The organism is Vreelandella titanicae BH1 (genome assembly GCF_000336575.1).
GTDB lineage: Bacteria > Pseudomonadota > Gammaproteobacteria > Pseudomonadales > Halomonadaceae > Vreelandella > Vreelandella titanicae.
Map to the genome: position 1 here is coordinate 282611 of NZ_AOPO01000004.1, position 16246 is coordinate 298856.

The following is a 16246-nucleotide window of genomic DNA, read 5'->3' on the forward strand; positions in this document are numbered from 1 at the left end:
CGCATAATTGGCCACTCTGCGGAAGTTGATAAATAAATGACCACAACAACAATGAGGTTATTACTCGATGGCAACGCTACGCTACTTTATCAGACCGCTACTCACAGCCACTTTGGCTGCCAGCGCTACCCTGCCAGCCTTCGCGTTCGAAGATGACCGCCTAACGATCTGGATGGGCGACAACAAAGGCCAGCAAGGCATTCAACTGCTGGCTGAGCAGTTTCTTGAAGAGACGGGCATAGAAGTTGAGGTGGTCTTTCCGGATAACCTGACCGACCGTTTTCAACAGGCGGCGGGCAGTGGCCAAGGGCCGGACATCGTGATCTGGGCCCACGACCGGATGGGCGAGTGGGCACAAAGTGGCTTACTAAAACAGGTAGCGCCTAGTGACAGCTTTCGCGAGTCTTTTTACGACTTCACCTGGGAAGCCGCCCTGTGGAATGGCGAAACCTACGGCTACCCCATTTCAGTGGAATCACTCGGTCTCATTTATAACAAAGCCTTGGTGGACACCCCGCCGGAGAGCTTTGCCGAGTTAATGCAGCTGGACAAGACGCTTGCCCAAGAGGGTAAAAAAGCCATCCTGTTCGACTACAGCGAGCCCTACTACGGCTGGACGCTGCTAGCCGCGAACGGGGGCTACCCGTTTAAACAAACTGACGCAGGCTACGACGTTACCGATATTGGCGTTAACAACGAAGGTGCCGTGCAAGGTGCAGAGCTGTTAGTCGAGCTTATCGAAAGCGACGTGGTGCCGCGAGGTACCGACTACAGCATCATGGATAATCGCTTTAACAAGGGCGAAGTAGCAACCATGATCAGCGGCCCCTGGGCCTGGCCAAACCTTGAGCGCAGTGGCATTGATTACGGCGTCGCCTTGCTGCCCAAGGTGGGCGACGAACGTGCCAAGCCCATGTTTGGCGTTATGACGGCAATGATCAACTCGGCCTCACCCAATGACTTTCTGGCCGTCGAGTTCCTGGAAAACTACCTGCTCAGCGAGGAGGGTATGCGCACCTTCAACAGCGATGGGTCGCTGGGGGCTGTGGCCCACATCGACTATCAAGCGGAACTGGCCGACAACCCCAATATTGCCGCCACGCTTGAAAACGCCGAAGTTGGCATGCCGATGCCGAACATTCCCGAAATGGGCGCCTTTTGGGCAGCCATGGAGCCCGCGCTGCAAAACATCGGCAGCGGGCGTCAATCACCCCAAGAAGCGTTGGATGCCGCCGCGCGGCGTATGCGTCAGTAGCCACTCGCCTTTCCTTCACTGCCCGACCATGGCACACCGCTGGCAAGGCCGGGCAGTTTCGCAGGACATCTTTCATGTTTACCACGAATGCTTCGCGGGGCTTGCCCCGCCACCGCTCCCGCCATGTGGCCGAACGCTATTCCCGCTGGGCAATGCGCAGCTTGATCGGGCTGATGGTACTGGCCCTGCTTTGGCTGGTGATGGCCTTTTACATGCACGGCCAGTGGGTATTTGCGCTGCTTTTTTTGGTGCTTGGCACGTCGCTGGGCGTGGTGTTCAGCCGACGTTCGCTGATGAGCCACCGGTATATTTTCCCTGCCGTGGCCGGGCTTGGCGTGTTTGTCATTTTCCCGCTGGTGTATACCGTCGGCATCAGCTTCAGCAACTACAGCTCGGACAATCTGCTTAGCCAGGAGCGCGTACGCGCACAACTGACCAATCAAACCTACCAGGCAGAAGGCGCTGCCTTTTCCTATGCGCTTTACCAGGAAGGCGAGCTGGTGCGCCTTTACCTGGAAAGCGACGCCCCTGCGGGCGACAACGACCGGCTACTATCCGCCGCGCTCAACCTAACTAACAGCGAAGTTCGTCGCGTTCCAACCCAAGCCGTAGACGGCCCGCCCGAAGGTGAGCCGCTTCCCATGCGCGCAGCCATCCAGGCCCGCGACGCCCTCCAGGCGCTGCGCCTGCAAACACCCGGGGGCACTGAGCTGCGCATGGCGGGCCTGCGCCAGTTCGCGCCAATGATCGACCGCTATGAGATTCGTGACAACGGCAGCCTCTACGATCGGCAGGAGGATCAGGTGCTGACGCCGGACAACGATATCGGCTTTTTCGTCACCGAAAACGGAGAACGCATCACCCCCGGGTGGCCGGTGAACGTGGGCTTCACCAACTACACCAAGATTTTCACCGACCCGGATATTCGCGGGCCGTTTATGCAGATTTTTGTCTGGACCTTCGTATTTGCCGGGCTCACCGTACTGTTCACGCTGGCCGTGGGGTTTGTCCTCGCCTCGCTGCTGCAGTGGGATCAGCTCAAGGGCAAGGCGGTCTATCGGACGCTACTGATACTGCCCTACGCGGTTCCAGCGTTTATTTCGATTCTGATTTTCAAAGGCATGTTCAATCAGCATTTTGGTGAAGTGAACATGATTCTGGAGGCACTGTTCGGCATTTCCCCAGAATGGTTTACCGACCCCTGGCTGGCCCGAACCATGCTGCTGATCGTCAACACCTGGCTGGGCTACCCCTATATGCTTCTGCTGTGCATGGGGCTGATTCAGTCGATCCCCGGCGATCTTTACGAGGCCTCGGCGGTAGACGGCGGCGGGCCGATCACCAACCTGATGAAGATCACCCTGCCGCTGATCATCAAACCGCTCACACCGCTGTTAATCGCCGCCTTTGCTTTTAACTTCAATAATTTCGTGTTGATTGCGCTGCTCACCGGGGGCAGCCCGGACATTCTGGGTGCCAGCACGCCCGCGGGCACCACCGACCTGCTGGTGAGCTACACCTACCGAATCGCCTTCCAGGATGCTGGCCAAAACTTCGGCCTGGCGGCGGCGATTGCCACGCTGATCTTTCTGCTGGTGGTGGGCATGTCGGTCATCAATCTGCGGCTTTCCAAGGTTAAGGTTTAGGAGGTTTACGATGGCGATGGTTCAACCCCGCTCCATTCGCTCACGGCGATGGGGCGCCCATTTGGCGCTGATCGGCTTTGTTTCACTGATCGTGTTTCCGCTGCTTTTGGTGATTTCAATTTCGTTTCGTGAGGGCAACTTTGCCTCGGGGAGCTTGATCCCCGAGCGTTTCTCTCTTGAACACTGGGCGCTGGCCTTGGGTATTCCCTGGGAGCGCGCCGACGGCAGCGTGATCCAGCCGCCCTTCCCCGTGCTGCTGTGGCTATGGAACTCGATCAAAGTCGCCGTGGTGTCCTCGCTGCTGATTTTGATGCTTGCCACCACCAGTGCCTACGCCTTTGCCCGTATGCGCTTTAAGGGCAAGGAGCCGCTGTTGAAAGGCATGCTGATTTTCCAAATGTTCCCAGCAGTATTGTCGCTGGTGGCACTCTACGCGCTGTTCGACCGGCTGGGTCAGTTCGTCGGCTGGCTGGGGATAAACACCCACGGCGCGCTGATTGTCGCTTCCCTGGGCGCAGTGGCGCTGCATATATGGACGATCAAGGGCTACTTCGAATCCATCGACGGGTCGCTCGAAGAAGCCGCCATGGTGGACGGGGCAAGCACTTGGCAGGCGTTTCGCTACATCCTGCTGCCGCTGTCGGTGCCGATTCTGATGGTGGTGTTCATCCTGGCGTTTGTGATGAGCATCATGGAGTACCCCATGGCCTCGGTGCTGCTGGTGGATGAGCATAAGCTCACCCTGGCGGTGGGCGCCCAGCAGTACCTGGCCGACCATAATCAGCGCTGGGGCGACTTCGCCGCCGCTGCCGTGCTCTCGGGGCTGCCAATCACCGTGGCGTTCCTGATCTGCCAGCGTTGGATTATTGGTGGATTAACCGCCGGGGGCGTTAAAGGTTAAATCTAACGAAGGTGTTTAGCTAGCTTGCCCAAACCCAGCGCTCTGCTGGGTTTTTTTGTTTTTTTACAGACTTTTTATGGAAGGTCATGGTGTCATGGCGGATGTTAAGAATACTAAACGGCGAGCTGGGCATATGACTCCATTCACACCATGGTTTTACCGTAGCAGGTATGTGTATCGGCACTGGGCACCTGTTTTTAAAATCATTTCGATTCTCTGGGTTGTGCTAGCGCTGTTCATGCTAGTGCCTTTCGTCGTACTGCTGATTGAAAGAGACCCTGACGCACCTGCCTTCGGTGTTTCCATTCTAATTGTACTTGGCGCCGCAGCGCTTACCTGGTTACTCACCTATCGCGCAGCTTTAGAGTTGAAGCCATGGCAGATGTTTATTCTTACCGCCGCCAGTTGGGTCACCATTAGCGGTTTTGCCAGCCTGCCGCTGGTGCTGGGCGCCCCACAGTTAACCTTCACCAATGCGGTGTTTGAATCGGTATCAGCGATAACTACGACGGGATCCACGATTCTGGTCGGTATTGAGCACTTTTCCGATGGATTGAAGCTATGGCGAGGGCTCATGCAATGGATGGGCGGCATCGGCATTATCGTCATGGGTATTGCGATTTTGCCGTTTCTTAAAGTAGGTGGTATGCGGTTGTTTCACACCGAGTCGTCCGACTGGTCGGATAAAGTGATGCCACGCACTGGCGGTATTGCCAAAGCGACGCTAACGATCTATGTCAGCCTAACCCTGGTCGCGATTGGTAGTTATTGGTTCGGCGGGATGACGCTCTTAGACGCCACCGTACATGGTATGACGTCGCTTTCTACCGGCGGCTTTGCCAATTCCGACGCTTCCTTCGGCGCCTATAGCGAACAGCCATGGCTGCTGTGGATGGCCAGTTTTTTCATGCTGAGCGGTGCGCTTCCCTTTGTACTGTATATCCGTTTTATACGCGGGTCGCGCAGTGCCCTATGGAACGATCAGCAGGTACTTGGGCTGTTAAAGCTCTTGATGGCCGCGATTTTGCTACTCAGTGTCTGGCGCATCACCCAGGGCGACAACTGGTTTGAATCGCTCACCCACGTTACCTTTAACATTATTTCAGTGGTAACCACCACCGGCTATGCATCGGATGATTACACCCAGTGGGGGGCGCTGCCGGTGGTCGCTTTTTTCTACCTGACCTTTGTGGGCGGCTGCAGCGGCTCTACTAGCGGCGGAATGAAAATCTTCCGGTTTCAGATTGCTTCTTTAATGCTGCTTAACCAGTTGCGTTACCTCATCCATGCCAATGGTGTGTTTACCACTCGCTATAACCATCAGCCGGTCACCAGTGATATCTCGCGCAGCGTAGTGGCCTTCTCGTTCTTCTTTTTTATCACCATAGCGGCACTGGCGTTGAGCCTCTCTGCCCTGGGGTTGGATTTAGTCACCGCTCTTTCCGGTGCCGCCACCGCAGTCACCAATGTGGGCCCTGGGCTAGGCGATATCATCGGCCCCGCAGGTAATTTTGCCCCTCTACCCGACGCGGCGAAATGGTTGCTATGCATTGGCATGCTGATGGGGCGGTTAGAAATACTCACCGTCGTGGTGTTACTGACCCCAATGTTCTGGCGACGCTAGCCGGATATCTTGAAGGACGTTCGTGAAGGACAATCGTGTCATGACACTTAGAAAACCAATATTCAAACCCTTTAGGCAGATTGCGAACCAGTTGCGCTTGCCAATGTCGTCAGAAATCCTGATTGCGCTGGCGAGCACGCTAATTGCTCTGCTAATCGCCTGGGGGCTATATACCTGGCTAGCCTTGGCTAATCTTTCGCTGATTTTTCTTACCGCGGTTCTCGCCAGTGCGGTGTTAGCAGGAAGCTACGCAGCTCTGCTATGTGCCGTACTGGGGTTTCTGACGTTTAATTTTTGCTTCACCGTTCCGCACTTTTCGTTAGCGGTTGAAGAGCAAGAGCAACTGCTAACACTGCTGTTCTTTCTATTAGTCGCACTGGTAGTCGGCAAGCTCGCCGGGGATAGCCGCCAACGCTTGCTGGAGCTTAGTGCCGCTCGCTTGGCTGAAGAGCAGGAGAGGTTGCGTTCAGCGCTGCTATCGTCGATTTCCCACGACCTGCGTACTCCGCTAGCGTCGATTATTGGCGCGGCCAGCTCGCTTCGCACTCTGGATGCACAGCTCAGCCAACAGGATCGCTTTGCGTTACTAGATGGCGTATTAAGCGAAAGTGAACGCCTTAACCGCTATATACAAAATTTGTTGGACATGACCCGACTAGGCCATGGCGATATGAAAATCGAGCGCGATTGGGTGGCGTTTGATGATTTAGTCGCTTCAGCGCGGAAGCGACTGGGCAGTGCCCTTGAAGGTTTCCAAGTCGAGCAGCACTGGTCAAAAGAGCTACCACTACTTTACGTTCACCCCGCCCTGATTGAGCAAGCGCTGGTCAACGTGCTTGAAAATGCGGCGCGCTTCTCACCACCTAATGGCCATATCACTATCGAAGCCCAATGTCGTGATGATAAAAGGGCTGGAGACCCGTCCATCTTATTGTTTTCGGTTACCGACCAAGGCCCTGGCATACCCGAAGCACTACGCGAGCGCGTGTTCGATATGTTTGTCACCGGTAACGACGGCGATCGCAGCCTGCACGGTAGCGGCCTGGGGCTGGCGATTTGTCGGGGAATGCTTGGCGCCCACGCGGGTCAAATCCACGCAAGCCCTGGGCCTGACAATGTTGGCACCAGGATTACCATGACGCTGCCCCTATCGGCACCCAGCAAGGACGCCGAGAATGAGCACTGATCAAGCGCGCGTATTAGTCATTGATGACGAGCCGCACATTCGTCACTTTTTGCGTATCAGCCTCACTTCTCAAGGGTTTCAGGTGATTGAGGCCTCCAGTGGTCGCGAGGGGTTGGAAAAACTCAATGCTGATGCGCTCACCGCTAATGCAGACATCGTTTTACTGGATCTTGGTCTGCCAGACATGGATGGACAGCAAGTGCTCGATTCTATCCGCAAGCATAGCGAGGTGCCCGTGATCATTGTTTCGGTGCGCGGCCATGAGGCTGAAAAAGTGCGCGCCCTGGATAACGGGGCGAGCGACTACGTTACCAAACCCTTCGGCATTCAAGAGCTGTTGGCACGTATTCGAGCCCTATTAAGGCGGCGCGCCAGCCCAAGCGCTCAGCGTTTCCAGCATGGCGGTTTGATAGTTGACCTGGCCGCTCACCAAGTAAGCTTGCACGGCGAGGCCGTTCATCTAACGCCGAAAGAGTTCGCCGTGCTGGCCCAGCTTATTGCTTCAGCTGGGCGAGTGGTCACGCAGACCCAGCTATTACGACAGGTATGGGGCCCAACTCACCAGGAAGATACGCATTACTTGCGCATCGTGGTGAGCAAATTGCGTCAAAAGCTAGGTGATGATCCCCAGTCCCCCACCCTACTGCAAACTGAACCCGGCATTGGTTACCGACTCTCCCTTGAGCCTGACCGTGAGGACAAGACCGTATGAAAATTATTATTCTCGGCGCCGGCCAGGTCGGCGGCACACTGGCAGAACACCTCGCCCGCGAGGAAAACGACATCACCGTCGTTGACACTGACGCCAAAAAACTGCGCGAGCTGCACACCAAAATCGATATCCGAACGGTCACCGGGGCAGGTTCCTACCCGATAGTGTTGCGCCAGGCAGGCTGCGAAGACGCCGATATGTTGATCGCTGTCACCAACAGCGACGAGATCAATATGATCGCCTGCCAGGTCGCCCATACGCTGTTTCGCACGCCGACTAAAATTGCCCGGGTGCGCGCCACCGCGTATTTGACCCGTAAAGGCCTTTTTGCCCACGAAGCGATCCCCATTGATGTACTGATCAGTCCCGAGCAGGTGGTCACCGACCACGTACGCCGCCTGATCGAGCACCCCGGTGCCCTGCAGGTGCTGGAGTTTGCCGGTGGCCTGGTACAGCTGGTGGCGGTGAAAGCGTTCTACGGTGGCCCGCTGGTGGGCCAGGATTTGGCCTTTCTGCGCCGCCATATGCCCAACGTGGATACCCGCGTAGCCGCCATTTACCGTCGTAACCGCCCAATCATTCCCCGTGGCGATACGGTCATCGAGGCTGACGACGAGGTGTTCTTCCTCGCCGCCCGCCGGGATATTCGCGCAGTGATGAGCGAGCTGCGCCGGGTCGAGCGGGACTTCCGTCGGGTCGTGATCGCCGGGGGTGGCAATATCGGCGAGCGGCTGGCGGAGCATTTGGAGCATAGCCACCAGGTCAAGATCATCGAGCACAGCCTGGAGCGCTGCACCACCCTCTCCGAGCGACTGGATCGCACCGTGGTGCTCCATGGCAGCGCCACCAGCAAGCGCTTACTGGAAGAGGAGAATATCGAAGAGTGCGATATCTTCTGCGCGCTGACCAACGACGACGAAGTCAATATCATGTCGTCGCTGCTCGCCAAGCGTTTGGGGGCGAAGAAGGTACTGACGCTGATTAACAACGCCGCTTACGTGGATTTGGTGCAGGGGGGCGAGATCGATATCGCCATTTCTCCCCAGCAGGCGACCATCGGCAGCCTGCTCACCCATGTGCGCCGGGGCGATATCGTCAACGTTCACTCGCTGCGCCGGGGTGCCGCCGAGGCCATTGAAGCCATCGCCCACGGCGATAAGCAGTCCTCCAAGGTGGTCGGGCGTACCATCCGCGAGATCGACCTGCCCGACGGCACCACCATCGGTGCGATTGTGCGCGGCAAGGAAGTCATTATCGCCCACGGCGACGTGATGGTTGAGAGCGGTGACCACGTGATTCTATTTGTGATCGACAAGCGCCGCATTCGCGATGTGGAGCGCCTGTTCCAGGTCGGCTTGACGTTCTTTTAACTGGCGCTTTTGAGTGGCTAAATCTCGACCGCGCGGCCAATGAACTCAATCGGCCCGGTGGGCAAGCCGGTTGGTGAGCCGGTTTCGTCTTCCAGCGTTAGCTCAAATAGCTGGTTATCCTCAAGAGGCGGCAGTTCATCCAAGCGCAAACGGATCGGCTGCCCTGGCTCCACTAAACCCAGCGATACCGGGGCCTGCCACTCATCTGCTTTGGTCCAAAACTCAAGCGCTTTACCTTCAGGTACTTCGAAAGTACCCAATGGGATCAGCTCGATTTCCTGGCGTGATGAGGCCTGCACTACCCAACCCGCTGACTGCGTTTGCGGAGCAAGCAGAACCACCATGTACTCGGGGGTCGTCGGTTCAGTTACTTCATTGCCCAGCATCACGCCCAATACTAACGCCGCCGCTAAGCCAAACCCGGCAGCGCCGCGCCAAAGCGGCAGGCTGTGCAGCATGCGGAGAGGTCTTGGCGGCACGACAGAGGCAGGTCGAGCACGCTTAGCAAGCGCTTTCCGTGATGCTAAGCTGCGCTCAATACGCGGCCATAAATTGTCAGAAGGCGTTACCGGGTCGGTGATAGCGGTATAGGGCAAGAAACGCTCTTCCCAAGCCATCACGGCTTGTTGCAATTCAGGCTCGTTAGGTAGCCGGGCCTCTAGCGCCTTACGCTGCTCTAACGAAAGCGTACCCAGCACGTATTCACCCGCTAAAGTATGGTCGTCTTGGTGTTCGTGCTGACTGGGGCGGCTCATGCCATACACTCCCGTAGGCGCAGCAAACTGCGTTTGATCCAGGCTTTTACGGTTCCCAGCGGCGCGCCGGTATGCGCCGCAATTTCCGCATGACTCAGGCCGTCAACATAGGCATGGAGTACGCAGTTACGCCGCTCCGGCTCAAGCGCTTCCAAACAGCTATCCATCCGCTGGCCGGTTTGCCAATCGAAAGCTTCATCGGCAACGGAGGCGTGCTGAAAATGTTCATCGAGATCTAATTCGGTGGGATCGTGATTATCAAAAGTGACTTCACGGTCGCGATAACGGATAGCGTTCAGTGCCAGGTGACGCGCCACGCTAAATATCCACGTCCGCGCGGATCCTTTGGCGGGATCAAAACTATCGGCATGCTGCCAAATATTAAGACAGGCATCGTGGACAATATCCTCGGCCATACCACGATCCTTGACGATTCTTATGACGACGCCTAATAGTCGGGCACCTTCATGAACATAGAGTTGGTGCAAGGCGTCATGCTCGCCACGGGCACAGTTGGCTAATGCCGCAGCATGATCAAATTCTGAATACACGTCAGTCAAACCCTAGCTCCCTGGTGACGGCACCGACGCCAGTCGTCGTTCTCAGAGACAGCATAGCCGCTGGGGACTCGACAGACGAGCCCCCAGCGGAGTTAACATTCCAGTCGACTTATTCAGCAACCCAGAAGATATAGTCCGCCTGGTAGGTCACTACCGCGGTGGCTCCGTCGTGATCCATATCGCAGGTGACGTCCGGGGCAACACCACCCTGGGTGTTCAGGCGCTGAATGTAACTAACACCGCTCATAGCGCCTTCGCCTTCAGCCGGATTGGCTTCCACCAGTTGAAGCGGGATGTTGCCATCACCATTGGCAGCCGTGGCTAGCTGAGTGCCGGTAATTTTTGAGCCATCCAACGCTTCCCAGGTGGCTGGCGGGCCGTAGTAGCTTCCTACTTGTGTGCCTTCGCTGTCGTTAAGCGCCGCGTGGGGGCCTTTGAATACCCAGCCCATGTTGCCGTCGTCTTTGGCTTCGCACATGTAGGTAATAGCGCCAACGCCAACGGTTTCGAGGGCGACAGCATTACCGTCCGGCACCTGAACTTCCGCGGGCGTCATGTCTGCCAGCGCGACGTGACTGAAGGATGCAATCAAGGTAGCGGCAAGTGCTGCACGCGTAAGAGGTTGGATGGTCATTTTCAGTCTCCTAAAAGGTTTTTATCAGCCGCCTTAAATAGCGCCTGTATAGGGATTACCCGCGAGGAGACGTATTGGATGCACTTTTTTTAAAAAATAATGGGAATCCGGATTAACTGGCTGAAGGGGTTCTCAAGCCATTCCAAACCCTTAATCCCCCAGAAGGTTGATAGATCGACGCCTAAGTTCTTCTCTGGATCAGGGAGCCCCATGCTAGTGGCCATTCCTAGGAACGGGGATTCCTTGGCCTGCGGTGACTTCTTTTAAGGGTGACCCGCTTGCCATGGAGGGGAAGGCCTCGGTAAGCAACATCGCGCTTACCGAAACGAACAATCGTGCTTATCTTTCTTAATATCCGGGATATGGTACTCAGGAAGGTGAAAGATGTTATCGAGCAGGCTGGTCATGCAAACTTTCCTTGTTAACATGGACAATCGATGATCGTGGTCTCTAACTGAGACACACTGCACCACTTGGAGCAGGTGTTCACTCAAGGTGGTAGAGGCAGTGCTGAACAGTATCGAGTGCTGCCCCACTTTGCGGTGGAACAGATTGAAAACCGCACCCAGAATTGTCAGGGTGCGGTTGCTTTCAGCTGTCATGGTCATTTACGTATGGCGGACGTTGTTCTCGATTAATGAGCGGGCAGCTTCAACCAGCTCGGCATTGCTTTTCGCCGCTCGACCATCCGGTAAGACTGTCACATCTTCTATCCCTGTCCGAATTCCATGTCCCAACGAGAGCGCTCGTTGGTTCACCGCCCAACACGACCCATCGTATCCATGATGTACCTGCGGAAGGGTAAGACCAGCCGACGATACGATTTCCCCCATTTCTTCCGCATCGCGCAAGGCAGCTACAGGATCTGGGTTACAGGGTTCTATAAGGATACGATGGCATCTATCGCGAATCGGTGAATCAATAAAGGTTCGGGCATCAGCGGGCGACAGTAAGCCCGCTTCGATACCAACGCCACGCGACATAAGCCACTCACATAGTGCAATAATTCCTTTCTCCCCCTGATTCGCGGTTACAAGGTCTGGGAACTCAGTCCATGACTGCACCGTCTGCAAACGCCGTAAAGGATCTGAAATAATCGTTTCGGAAGTAGTAAGTGAAATTGGAACACCTGGGCAACGAGCTCGGATCGCCCGTATGACAGCACCGCATTCAAAAGAGTTTAGAGTCTCTTTTCCAGCACTATTGTAAGCATGGACATGAACGGAATGAGCTCCAGCATTGATTGTTGCCGCCGCGTCATTTCCAATCTCCTCGGGGGTTCTAGGGGCCGCCGGATGTCGGCGATCGCCATTTAGGGATACCTGTAAAAAGACCATGTTCGTCTCCATCGAAAAGCAATTATTGTTCATTGACAGCCCCTCTATGCGTTCTATTACGCAAATCAGTGACTTCTTCGTATCCTTCGTCCCGGCGTACGGTGTTTTGTCGCGTTGTGGTGATGCGGTTCTAGGTAGAGATCAATTTTTGGAGACAAGAGGTGAAGTGCAACATTTGCGGTCTTAGTGTGCCTAAGTATTAGTCCCAAAAACCTTGTGCTGGCCTAGCCTCTTACACTTCTTGTCTTGCGTGAATCAATAGAGGGCGACTTCTCGACGCTTGGTTACGTAAACAAGATAGTGGTTAAATAGGACATAACTCGTCCTACTAGAATCGAGAAAATGCTCAACCCCACCGCTCGTGTGCTAGAGCTGTTGCAGACCCACCGTCACTTAAGCGGCGGAGATCTGGCGAACCGACTCGGCGTGGACCGCCGCACTCTACGGCGTTATATCCGAACCTTGGAGGAGATAGGCATTCCGGTGAATACAGAGCGGGGATGCCACGGTGGCTACCGATTAATGCCTAGCTTCAAGCTGCCGCCGCTGATGTTCACCGCCGAGGAGTCTCAAGCCCTTGCGCTGGGCCTGAAATCTGCCCTGCATCTAGGATTGAGCGAATCGGCCCCGGCGGTGGAGAGCGCCCGGGCAAAACTAGAAAGGGTGATGCCCTCCGAGCTGCAGCAGCGGGTTCGTGCCTTAGATGAGAGTACTCGGCTGGCGTTACCTACGACCCACGCCACGAACAACAAGCAACTGCTGGGACTGCTAGCCACTGCCACCCAAGAGCGCCAGCGGATACGGCTCGACTATCTAGATAGCTACGATCAGACCTCCAAACGGGTGCTCAATCCCTATGGCTTGGTTTATCACAGTGGTCATTGGTACGTCAGCGGTTGGTGCCACTTGCGCCACGACCTGCGCAGTTTTCGATTGGATAGGATCTGCGAAGCCATTCCCCTCTCGGCCACTTTTGATCGGCCTACGGACTTCGATGCTGCTGCTCACCTGATCCACAGCCTCGCCTCCCTGCCCCGCGCCACCGCCGTGGAACTGTGGCTCGACACCGACCTGGAGAGCGCCGCCGCCGAGCTCGCCCCCCATATCGGCCTGCTGACCCCCACAGATAGCGGCGTGACGCTGCACGGCCACACCGACAGCCTGAGCTGGTTCGCCCGTCAGCTTACCCGCCTGTCCTTCGACTTCTGGATCGTCGAACCCGCTTCGCTGCGCGATGAGCTTCACCGCCAAGCGACGCGACTACAGCGCCTGGCCGAGGCAGACTTTCGCATATCAACCAGAAAGTCCGGATACCCAAAATAAGCAGCTTGACTATTGGCTTACCCCATCTACCACCACCTGCCGCGGGCAGGCACTACCCTGTAGATCAAAAAGATGGCAATGCTGGCCCGCTAAACCCAAGTCGATCGTTTGGCCTTCGGTTAGTTGCGTTAAGCCATCCAAACGCTGGGTTAAGGTAGCGTCTATACCGTCTACCTGCAGATGCGTCAGGGTTTCGTAACCCAGCTTTTCCGCCACCATTAATCTCGCTGTCAGCCGAGCCTCCGCCTGTTCGGGCGATACAAAATCTTCTGCCCGCAATCCCAAAGTGGCGCCATCACCGGAATGGAGGTGCTTGCCATTGACCGCGACCGTCAGTGTCTCCCCGTTAGGCAAACGCACCACCGTTTGGCGCTCACCTGGGTCGACTACCGTAACCGGGAAGGTATTGATGCGCGGCGAGCCGATAAACTCCGCTACCTCTAAGGTTTTGGGAAAGTGATAAAGCGAGAGAGGCGCACCTACCTGGGCGATTCTTCCCCGGGAAAGCAGCACAATGCGGTCAGCCAGCGTCATCGCCTCCACTTGGTCGTGAGTCACGTAGATCATGGTGGCGTTCAAGCGCTTATGCAGCGCAGCGATCTGCACCCGCATATCCACCCGCAGCGCGGCGTCCAGGTTAGAGAGCGGCTCATCGAACAGAAACACGGCAGGCTCTTTGACCAGCGTGCGGCCAATGGCTACCCGCTGGCGCTGACCGCCGGAGAGGTCTTTAGGCTTACGCTCCAATAGCTCGGTGAGGTGCAACATCTCGGCGGCGTGTTGAACGCGGCGGTGAATTTCCGCTTTGTCGGTGCGGGCCAGCTTCAGGCCGAAGGCCATGTTCTCGGCCACGCTCATGTGCGGGTAGAGGGCGTAGGATTGGAACACCATGCCGATGTCCCGCTCCTGGGGCGGAATCTCGTTGATCCGCTGGCCATCTAGCTGCATATCCCCTTCGCTGATGTCTTCAAGCCCGGCAATCATACGCAGCAGCGTGGACTTTCCGCAGCCGGAGGGGCCAACGAACACCACGAACTCGCCGTCTTCGATGTTGAGATCGATATCCCGCGAGATTTCCACGCCATCAAAAGATTTACCGATACCACTTAGCGTTAGACGTCCCATAGTGCGTTCTCCTCTAGCTGGGAGCAGCGGGCAATGGCCACGCCATAGGGCGGAAGGGACAGTTGCGGAAGCGACAGTTGGCTGCCCTGCCACTCACCGGTTAGCCACGCGGGGGCACCGGCAATGGCTTCAGCGCCTTCAGGCGCCGAACGGGTGACCGTTCGACCGCTAAAATTCAGAGCAATTAGTAACCGTGTTTGCTGGTAGGTGCGCTCAAGACAGAGCACATCGTCACGCACAGCGTGATAGCGCACATCGCCCTTCACCAACGCAGGCTGAGTACGACGGAAGGCTAAAAAATCGCGGTAGGCATTGAGCAATGAATCAGTGTCGTTATCTTGCTGATCAACAGCGAGATTAGCATGAGTATTAGGCACCGGCAGCCAGGGTGTGGCGCTGCTAAAGCCCGCATGATGGGCATCGGCCTGCCAGGGGTGCGGTGTTCGGCAGCCATCGCGGCCTTTATAAGCGGGCCAGAAGGTAATTCCCGCAGGGTCAACCAACTGTTCAAACGTTAGCTGAGCTTCGGGCAGACCCAGCTCTTCACCTTGATAAAGGCATACGCTACCGCGCTGAGTGAGTAGAAACACCATATAAAGGCGCAGCTTATCCAGCTGCCCTTCTGCCTGCCAGCGAGTTGCCAGCCGCGTCACGTCGTGGTTGCCCAGCGCCCAGCAGGGCCAGCCATCGCCAATGCGTGCTTCCATTTCGGTTAGCGTTTCGTGCAAGTAGCCGGGGTCAGATTTATCGGTGAGCAGGTTGAACGAATAACACATGTGTAGCCGCTTGCCGCCCTGGGAGTACTCCGCCATCACGCCCAAGGCGTCGTCATCGCCTACCTCGCCCACGCTGGTGGTACCGGGGTACTCATCCAACAGAGCGCGCAGCCGCTCCAGAAACACCAGGTTTTCGGGCTGGGTTTTATCGTACTGGTGAAGCTGGTAGCCGTAGGGATTGTCGGGGCGAACGCCTAGAAAACTTTCGGTAATCTCCTGGCGCGGCGGGTTATCTTTTAGCTCGCCGTGGGTGCAGAAGTTCACCGCATCCAGCCGGAAGCCATCCACGCCCCGCTCTAGCCAGAAGCGCACTTCCTCCAGCATGGCATCGACCACCACAGGTGTGCGGAAATTTAAATCCGGCTGACTAGCCAGGAAGTTATGCAGATAGTACTGGCAGCGGCGGGTGTCCCACTGCCAGGCGCTGCCGCCAAACACGGATTGCCAGTTAGTGGGCGGCGCGCCATCGGGCTTAGGGTCAGCCCAAACGTACCAGTCGGCTTTGGGATTATCACGACTTTGGCGACTCTCTTCGAACCAGGCATGCTGATCGGCAGTGTGCGACATGACTTGATCGATGGTGACTTTTAGCCCCCTGGCATGGGCACCCTCGACTAAACGGTCAAAATCCTCCAGGGTGCCAAACATCGGATCAACATCGCGATAGTTGCTGATGTCGTAGCCGAAGTCTTTCATCGGTGAGGTAAAGAACGGCGACAACCAAATCGCATCGACGTTAAGCGAGGCGATGTAATCAAGTTTGTCGATCACGCCTTTTAAGTCGCCAATGCCGTCGCCGTTGCTGTCCATAAAGCTGCGTGGGTAGATTTGATAAATCACGGCGCCGCGCCACCAGTCGGCCCCTTGGCTACCAACGTAGTGGGAAGTAGAGGTTGTCTGCATCATTGTTTTGTCCTTGCCATAGTTCTTGTCACAGTTCTTGACATAGTTCTTGCTGGTTACTCGGCATGATGCAGGGTTGCTCACAAGATAAAATCCTCCCCCCAGGGTGACTCTGGGCGTAGGCGTTAGGAGTAGCCCG

15 protein-coding genes and 1 pseudogene are annotated in these 16246 nt (G+C 56.3%); 8 read left to right on the forward strand and 8 right to left on the reverse strand.

Annotation, left to right across the window (positions count from 1 at the left end):
* The first annotated feature begins 67 nt into the window (after positions 1–67).
* The 7 genes from malE to trkA all read left to right on the forward strand — a co-directional run bounded on the left by malE (position 68) and on the right by trkA (position 8694).
* Complete coding sequence (malE, locus tag HALTITAN_RS10415; protein ID WP_039859183.1) at positions 68–1255, forward strand: maltose/maltodextrin ABC transporter substrate-binding protein MalE; 1188 nt, start codon at positions 68–70, stop codon at positions 1253–1255.
* 74 nt (positions 1256–1329) lie between these two features.
* Positions 1330–2901 (forward strand): maltose ABC transporter permease MalF, encoded by a 1572-nt coding sequence (gene malF / locus HALTITAN_RS10420; RefSeq protein WP_039859184.1) that lies wholly within the window; start codon positions 1330–1332, stop codon positions 2899–2901.
* Positions 2902–2911: 10 nt separating this feature from the next.
* Positions 2912–3802, forward strand: coding sequence for a maltose ABC transporter permease MalG (gene malG, locus HALTITAN_RS10425; protein ID WP_009287077.1), 891 nt, complete (start codon positions 2912–2914; stop codon positions 3800–3802).
* 133 nt (positions 3803–3935) lie between these two features.
* Positions 3936–5426, forward strand: a complete 1491-nt coding sequence (locus HALTITAN_RS10430; RefSeq protein WP_039859186.1) for a TrkH family potassium uptake protein — start codon at positions 3936–3938, stop codon at positions 5424–5426.
* A 40-nt stretch (positions 5427–5466) separates the two neighbouring features.
* Positions 5467–6612 carry a sensor histidine kinase gene (locus tag HALTITAN_RS10435; protein WP_039859188.1) on the forward strand — a complete coding sequence of 382 codons (1146 nt, stop codon included), beginning with the start codon at positions 5467–5469 and terminating at the stop codon, positions 6610–6612.
* The gene (locus HALTITAN_RS10440) at positions 6602–7324 is read left to right on the forward strand and encodes a response regulator (RefSeq protein WP_009287080.1); all 723 of its coding nucleotides are present in this window, start codon (positions 6602–6604) and stop codon (positions 7322–7324) included. Before HALTITAN_RS10435 ends, HALTITAN_RS10440 begins: the two co-directional genes overlap by 11 nt.
* Positions 7321–8694 carry a Trk system potassium transporter TrkA gene (trkA, locus tag HALTITAN_RS10445; RefSeq protein WP_039859189.1) on the forward strand — a complete coding sequence of 458 codons (1374 nt, stop codon included), beginning with the start codon at positions 7321–7323 and terminating at the stop codon, positions 8692–8694. The genes HALTITAN_RS10440 and trkA overlap by 4 nt, the downstream gene beginning before the upstream one ends.
* 17 nt (positions 8695–8711) lie before the next feature.
* On the opposite strand, the gene HALTITAN_RS10450 is transcribed toward trkA, so the two are convergent.
* The 6 genes and pseudogenes from HALTITAN_RS10450 to HALTITAN_RS26360 form a co-directional block, all read right to left on the reverse strand.
* On the reverse strand, positions 8712–9449 hold the full coding sequence (locus HALTITAN_RS10450; RefSeq protein ID WP_039859190.1) for an anti-sigma factor: 738 nt from the start codon (positions 9447–9449) through the stop codon (positions 8712–8714).
* Positions 9446–10000, reverse strand: a complete 555-nt coding sequence (locus HALTITAN_RS10455; protein WP_236614951.1) for a sigma-70 family RNA polymerase sigma factor — start codon at positions 9998–10000, stop codon at positions 9446–9448. Before HALTITAN_RS10455 ends, HALTITAN_RS10450 begins: the two co-directional genes overlap by 4 nt.
* Before the next feature lie 118 nt (positions 10001–10118).
* The gene (locus tag HALTITAN_RS10460) at positions 10119–10643 is read right to left on the reverse strand and encodes a DUF3455 domain-containing protein (RefSeq protein WP_009287082.1); all 525 of its coding nucleotides are present in this window, start codon (positions 10641–10643) and stop codon (positions 10119–10121) included.
* A 317-nt stretch (positions 10644–10960) separates the two neighbouring features.
* On the reverse strand, positions 10961–11245 hold the full coding sequence (locus HALTITAN_RS26355) for a hypothetical protein (RefSeq protein ID WP_176316292.1): 285 nt from the start codon (positions 11243–11245) through the stop codon (positions 10961–10963).
* Positions 11246–11251: 6 nt separating this feature from the next.
* A complete protein-coding gene (locus HALTITAN_RS26275) occupies positions 11252–11626 on the reverse strand; it encodes a 3-keto-5-aminohexanoate cleavage protein (protein ID WP_338074267.1) in 375 nt (124 codons plus the stop codon).
* Positions 11627–11668: 42 nt separating this feature from the next.
* Positions 11669–12013 (reverse strand): annotated as a pseudogene (locus tag HALTITAN_RS26360) (3-keto-5-aminohexanoate cleavage protein); the annotation flags it as partial.
* A 309-nt stretch (positions 12014–12322) separates the two neighbouring features.
* Here HALTITAN_RS26360 and HALTITAN_RS10480 point away from each other — a divergent pair.
* The gene (locus HALTITAN_RS10480) at positions 12323–13303 is read left to right on the forward strand and encodes a helix-turn-helix transcriptional regulator (protein ID WP_039859194.1); all 981 of its coding nucleotides are present in this window, start codon (positions 12323–12325) and stop codon (positions 13301–13303) included.
* A 9-nt stretch (positions 13304–13312) separates the two neighbouring features.
* Here the strand turns inward: HALTITAN_RS10480 and ugpC are convergent, their stop codons facing one another.
* Entirely contained in the window at positions 13313–14428 is a 1116-nt protein-coding gene (gene ugpC / locus HALTITAN_RS10485) for a sn-glycerol-3-phosphate ABC transporter ATP-binding protein UgpC (RefSeq protein ID WP_039859195.1), read from the reverse strand.
* Complete coding sequence (locus HALTITAN_RS10490; protein WP_039859196.1) at positions 14416–16110, reverse strand: alpha-amylase family glycosyl hydrolase; 1695 nt, start codon at positions 16108–16110, stop codon at positions 14416–14418. Before HALTITAN_RS10490 ends, ugpC begins: the two co-directional genes overlap by 13 nt.
* Between the last annotated feature and the right edge of the window lie 136 nt (positions 16111–16246).

What these genes read in the sequence shown, in the direction of transcription:
- trkA (WP_039859189.1), top strand. Translation starts at nt 7,321, where the DNA reads ATGAAAATTATTATTCTCGGCGCCGGCCAGGTCGGCGGCACACTGGCA.
- HALTITAN_RS10430 (WP_039859186.1), top strand. Translation starts at nt 3,936, where the DNA reads ATGACTCCATTCACACCATGGTTTTACCGTAGCAGGTATGTGTATCGG.
- malF (WP_039859184.1), top strand. Translation starts at nt 1,330, where the DNA reads ATGTTTACCACGAATGCTTCGCGGGGCTTGCCCCGCCACCGCTCCCGC.
- HALTITAN_RS10490 (WP_039859196.1), bottom strand. Translation starts at nt 16,110, where the DNA reads ATGATGCAGACAACCTCTACTTCCCACTACGTTGGTAGCCAAGGGGCC.
- HALTITAN_RS10450 (WP_039859190.1), bottom strand. Translation starts at nt 9,449, where the DNA reads ATGAGCCGCCCCAGTCAGCACGAACACCAAGACGACCATACTTTAGCG.
- HALTITAN_RS10480 (WP_039859194.1), top strand. Translation starts at nt 12,323, where the DNA reads ATGCTCAACCCCACCGCTCGTGTGCTAGAGCTGTTGCAGACCCACCGT.
- HALTITAN_RS26355 (WP_176316292.1), bottom strand. Translation starts at nt 11,245, where the DNA reads ATGACAGCTGAAAGCAACCGCACCCTGACAATTCTGGGTGCGGTTTTC.
- HALTITAN_RS10435 (WP_039859188.1), top strand. Translation starts at nt 5,467, where the DNA reads ATGACACTTAGAAAACCAATATTCAAACCCTTTAGGCAGATTGCGAAC.
- malG (WP_009287077.1), top strand. Translation starts at nt 2,912, where the DNA reads ATGGCGATGGTTCAACCCCGCTCCATTCGCTCACGGCGATGGGGCGCC.
- ugpC (WP_039859195.1), bottom strand. Translation starts at nt 14,428, where the DNA reads ATGGGACGTCTAACGCTAAGTGGTATCGGTAAATCTTTTGATGGCGTG.
- HALTITAN_RS10460 (WP_009287082.1), bottom strand. Translation starts at nt 10,643, where the DNA reads ATGACCATCCAACCTCTTACGCGTGCAGCACTTGCCGCTACCTTGATT.
- HALTITAN_RS26275 (WP_338074267.1), bottom strand. Translation starts at nt 11,626, where the DNA reads ATGTCGCGTGGCGTTGGTATCGAAGCGGGCTTACTGTCGCCCGCTGAT.
- HALTITAN_RS10440 (WP_009287080.1), top strand. Translation starts at nt 6,602, where the DNA reads ATGAGCACTGATCAAGCGCGCGTATTAGTCATTGATGACGAGCCGCAC.
- malE (WP_039859183.1), top strand. Translation starts at nt 68, where the DNA reads ATGGCAACGCTACGCTACTTTATCAGACCGCTACTCACAGCCACTTTG.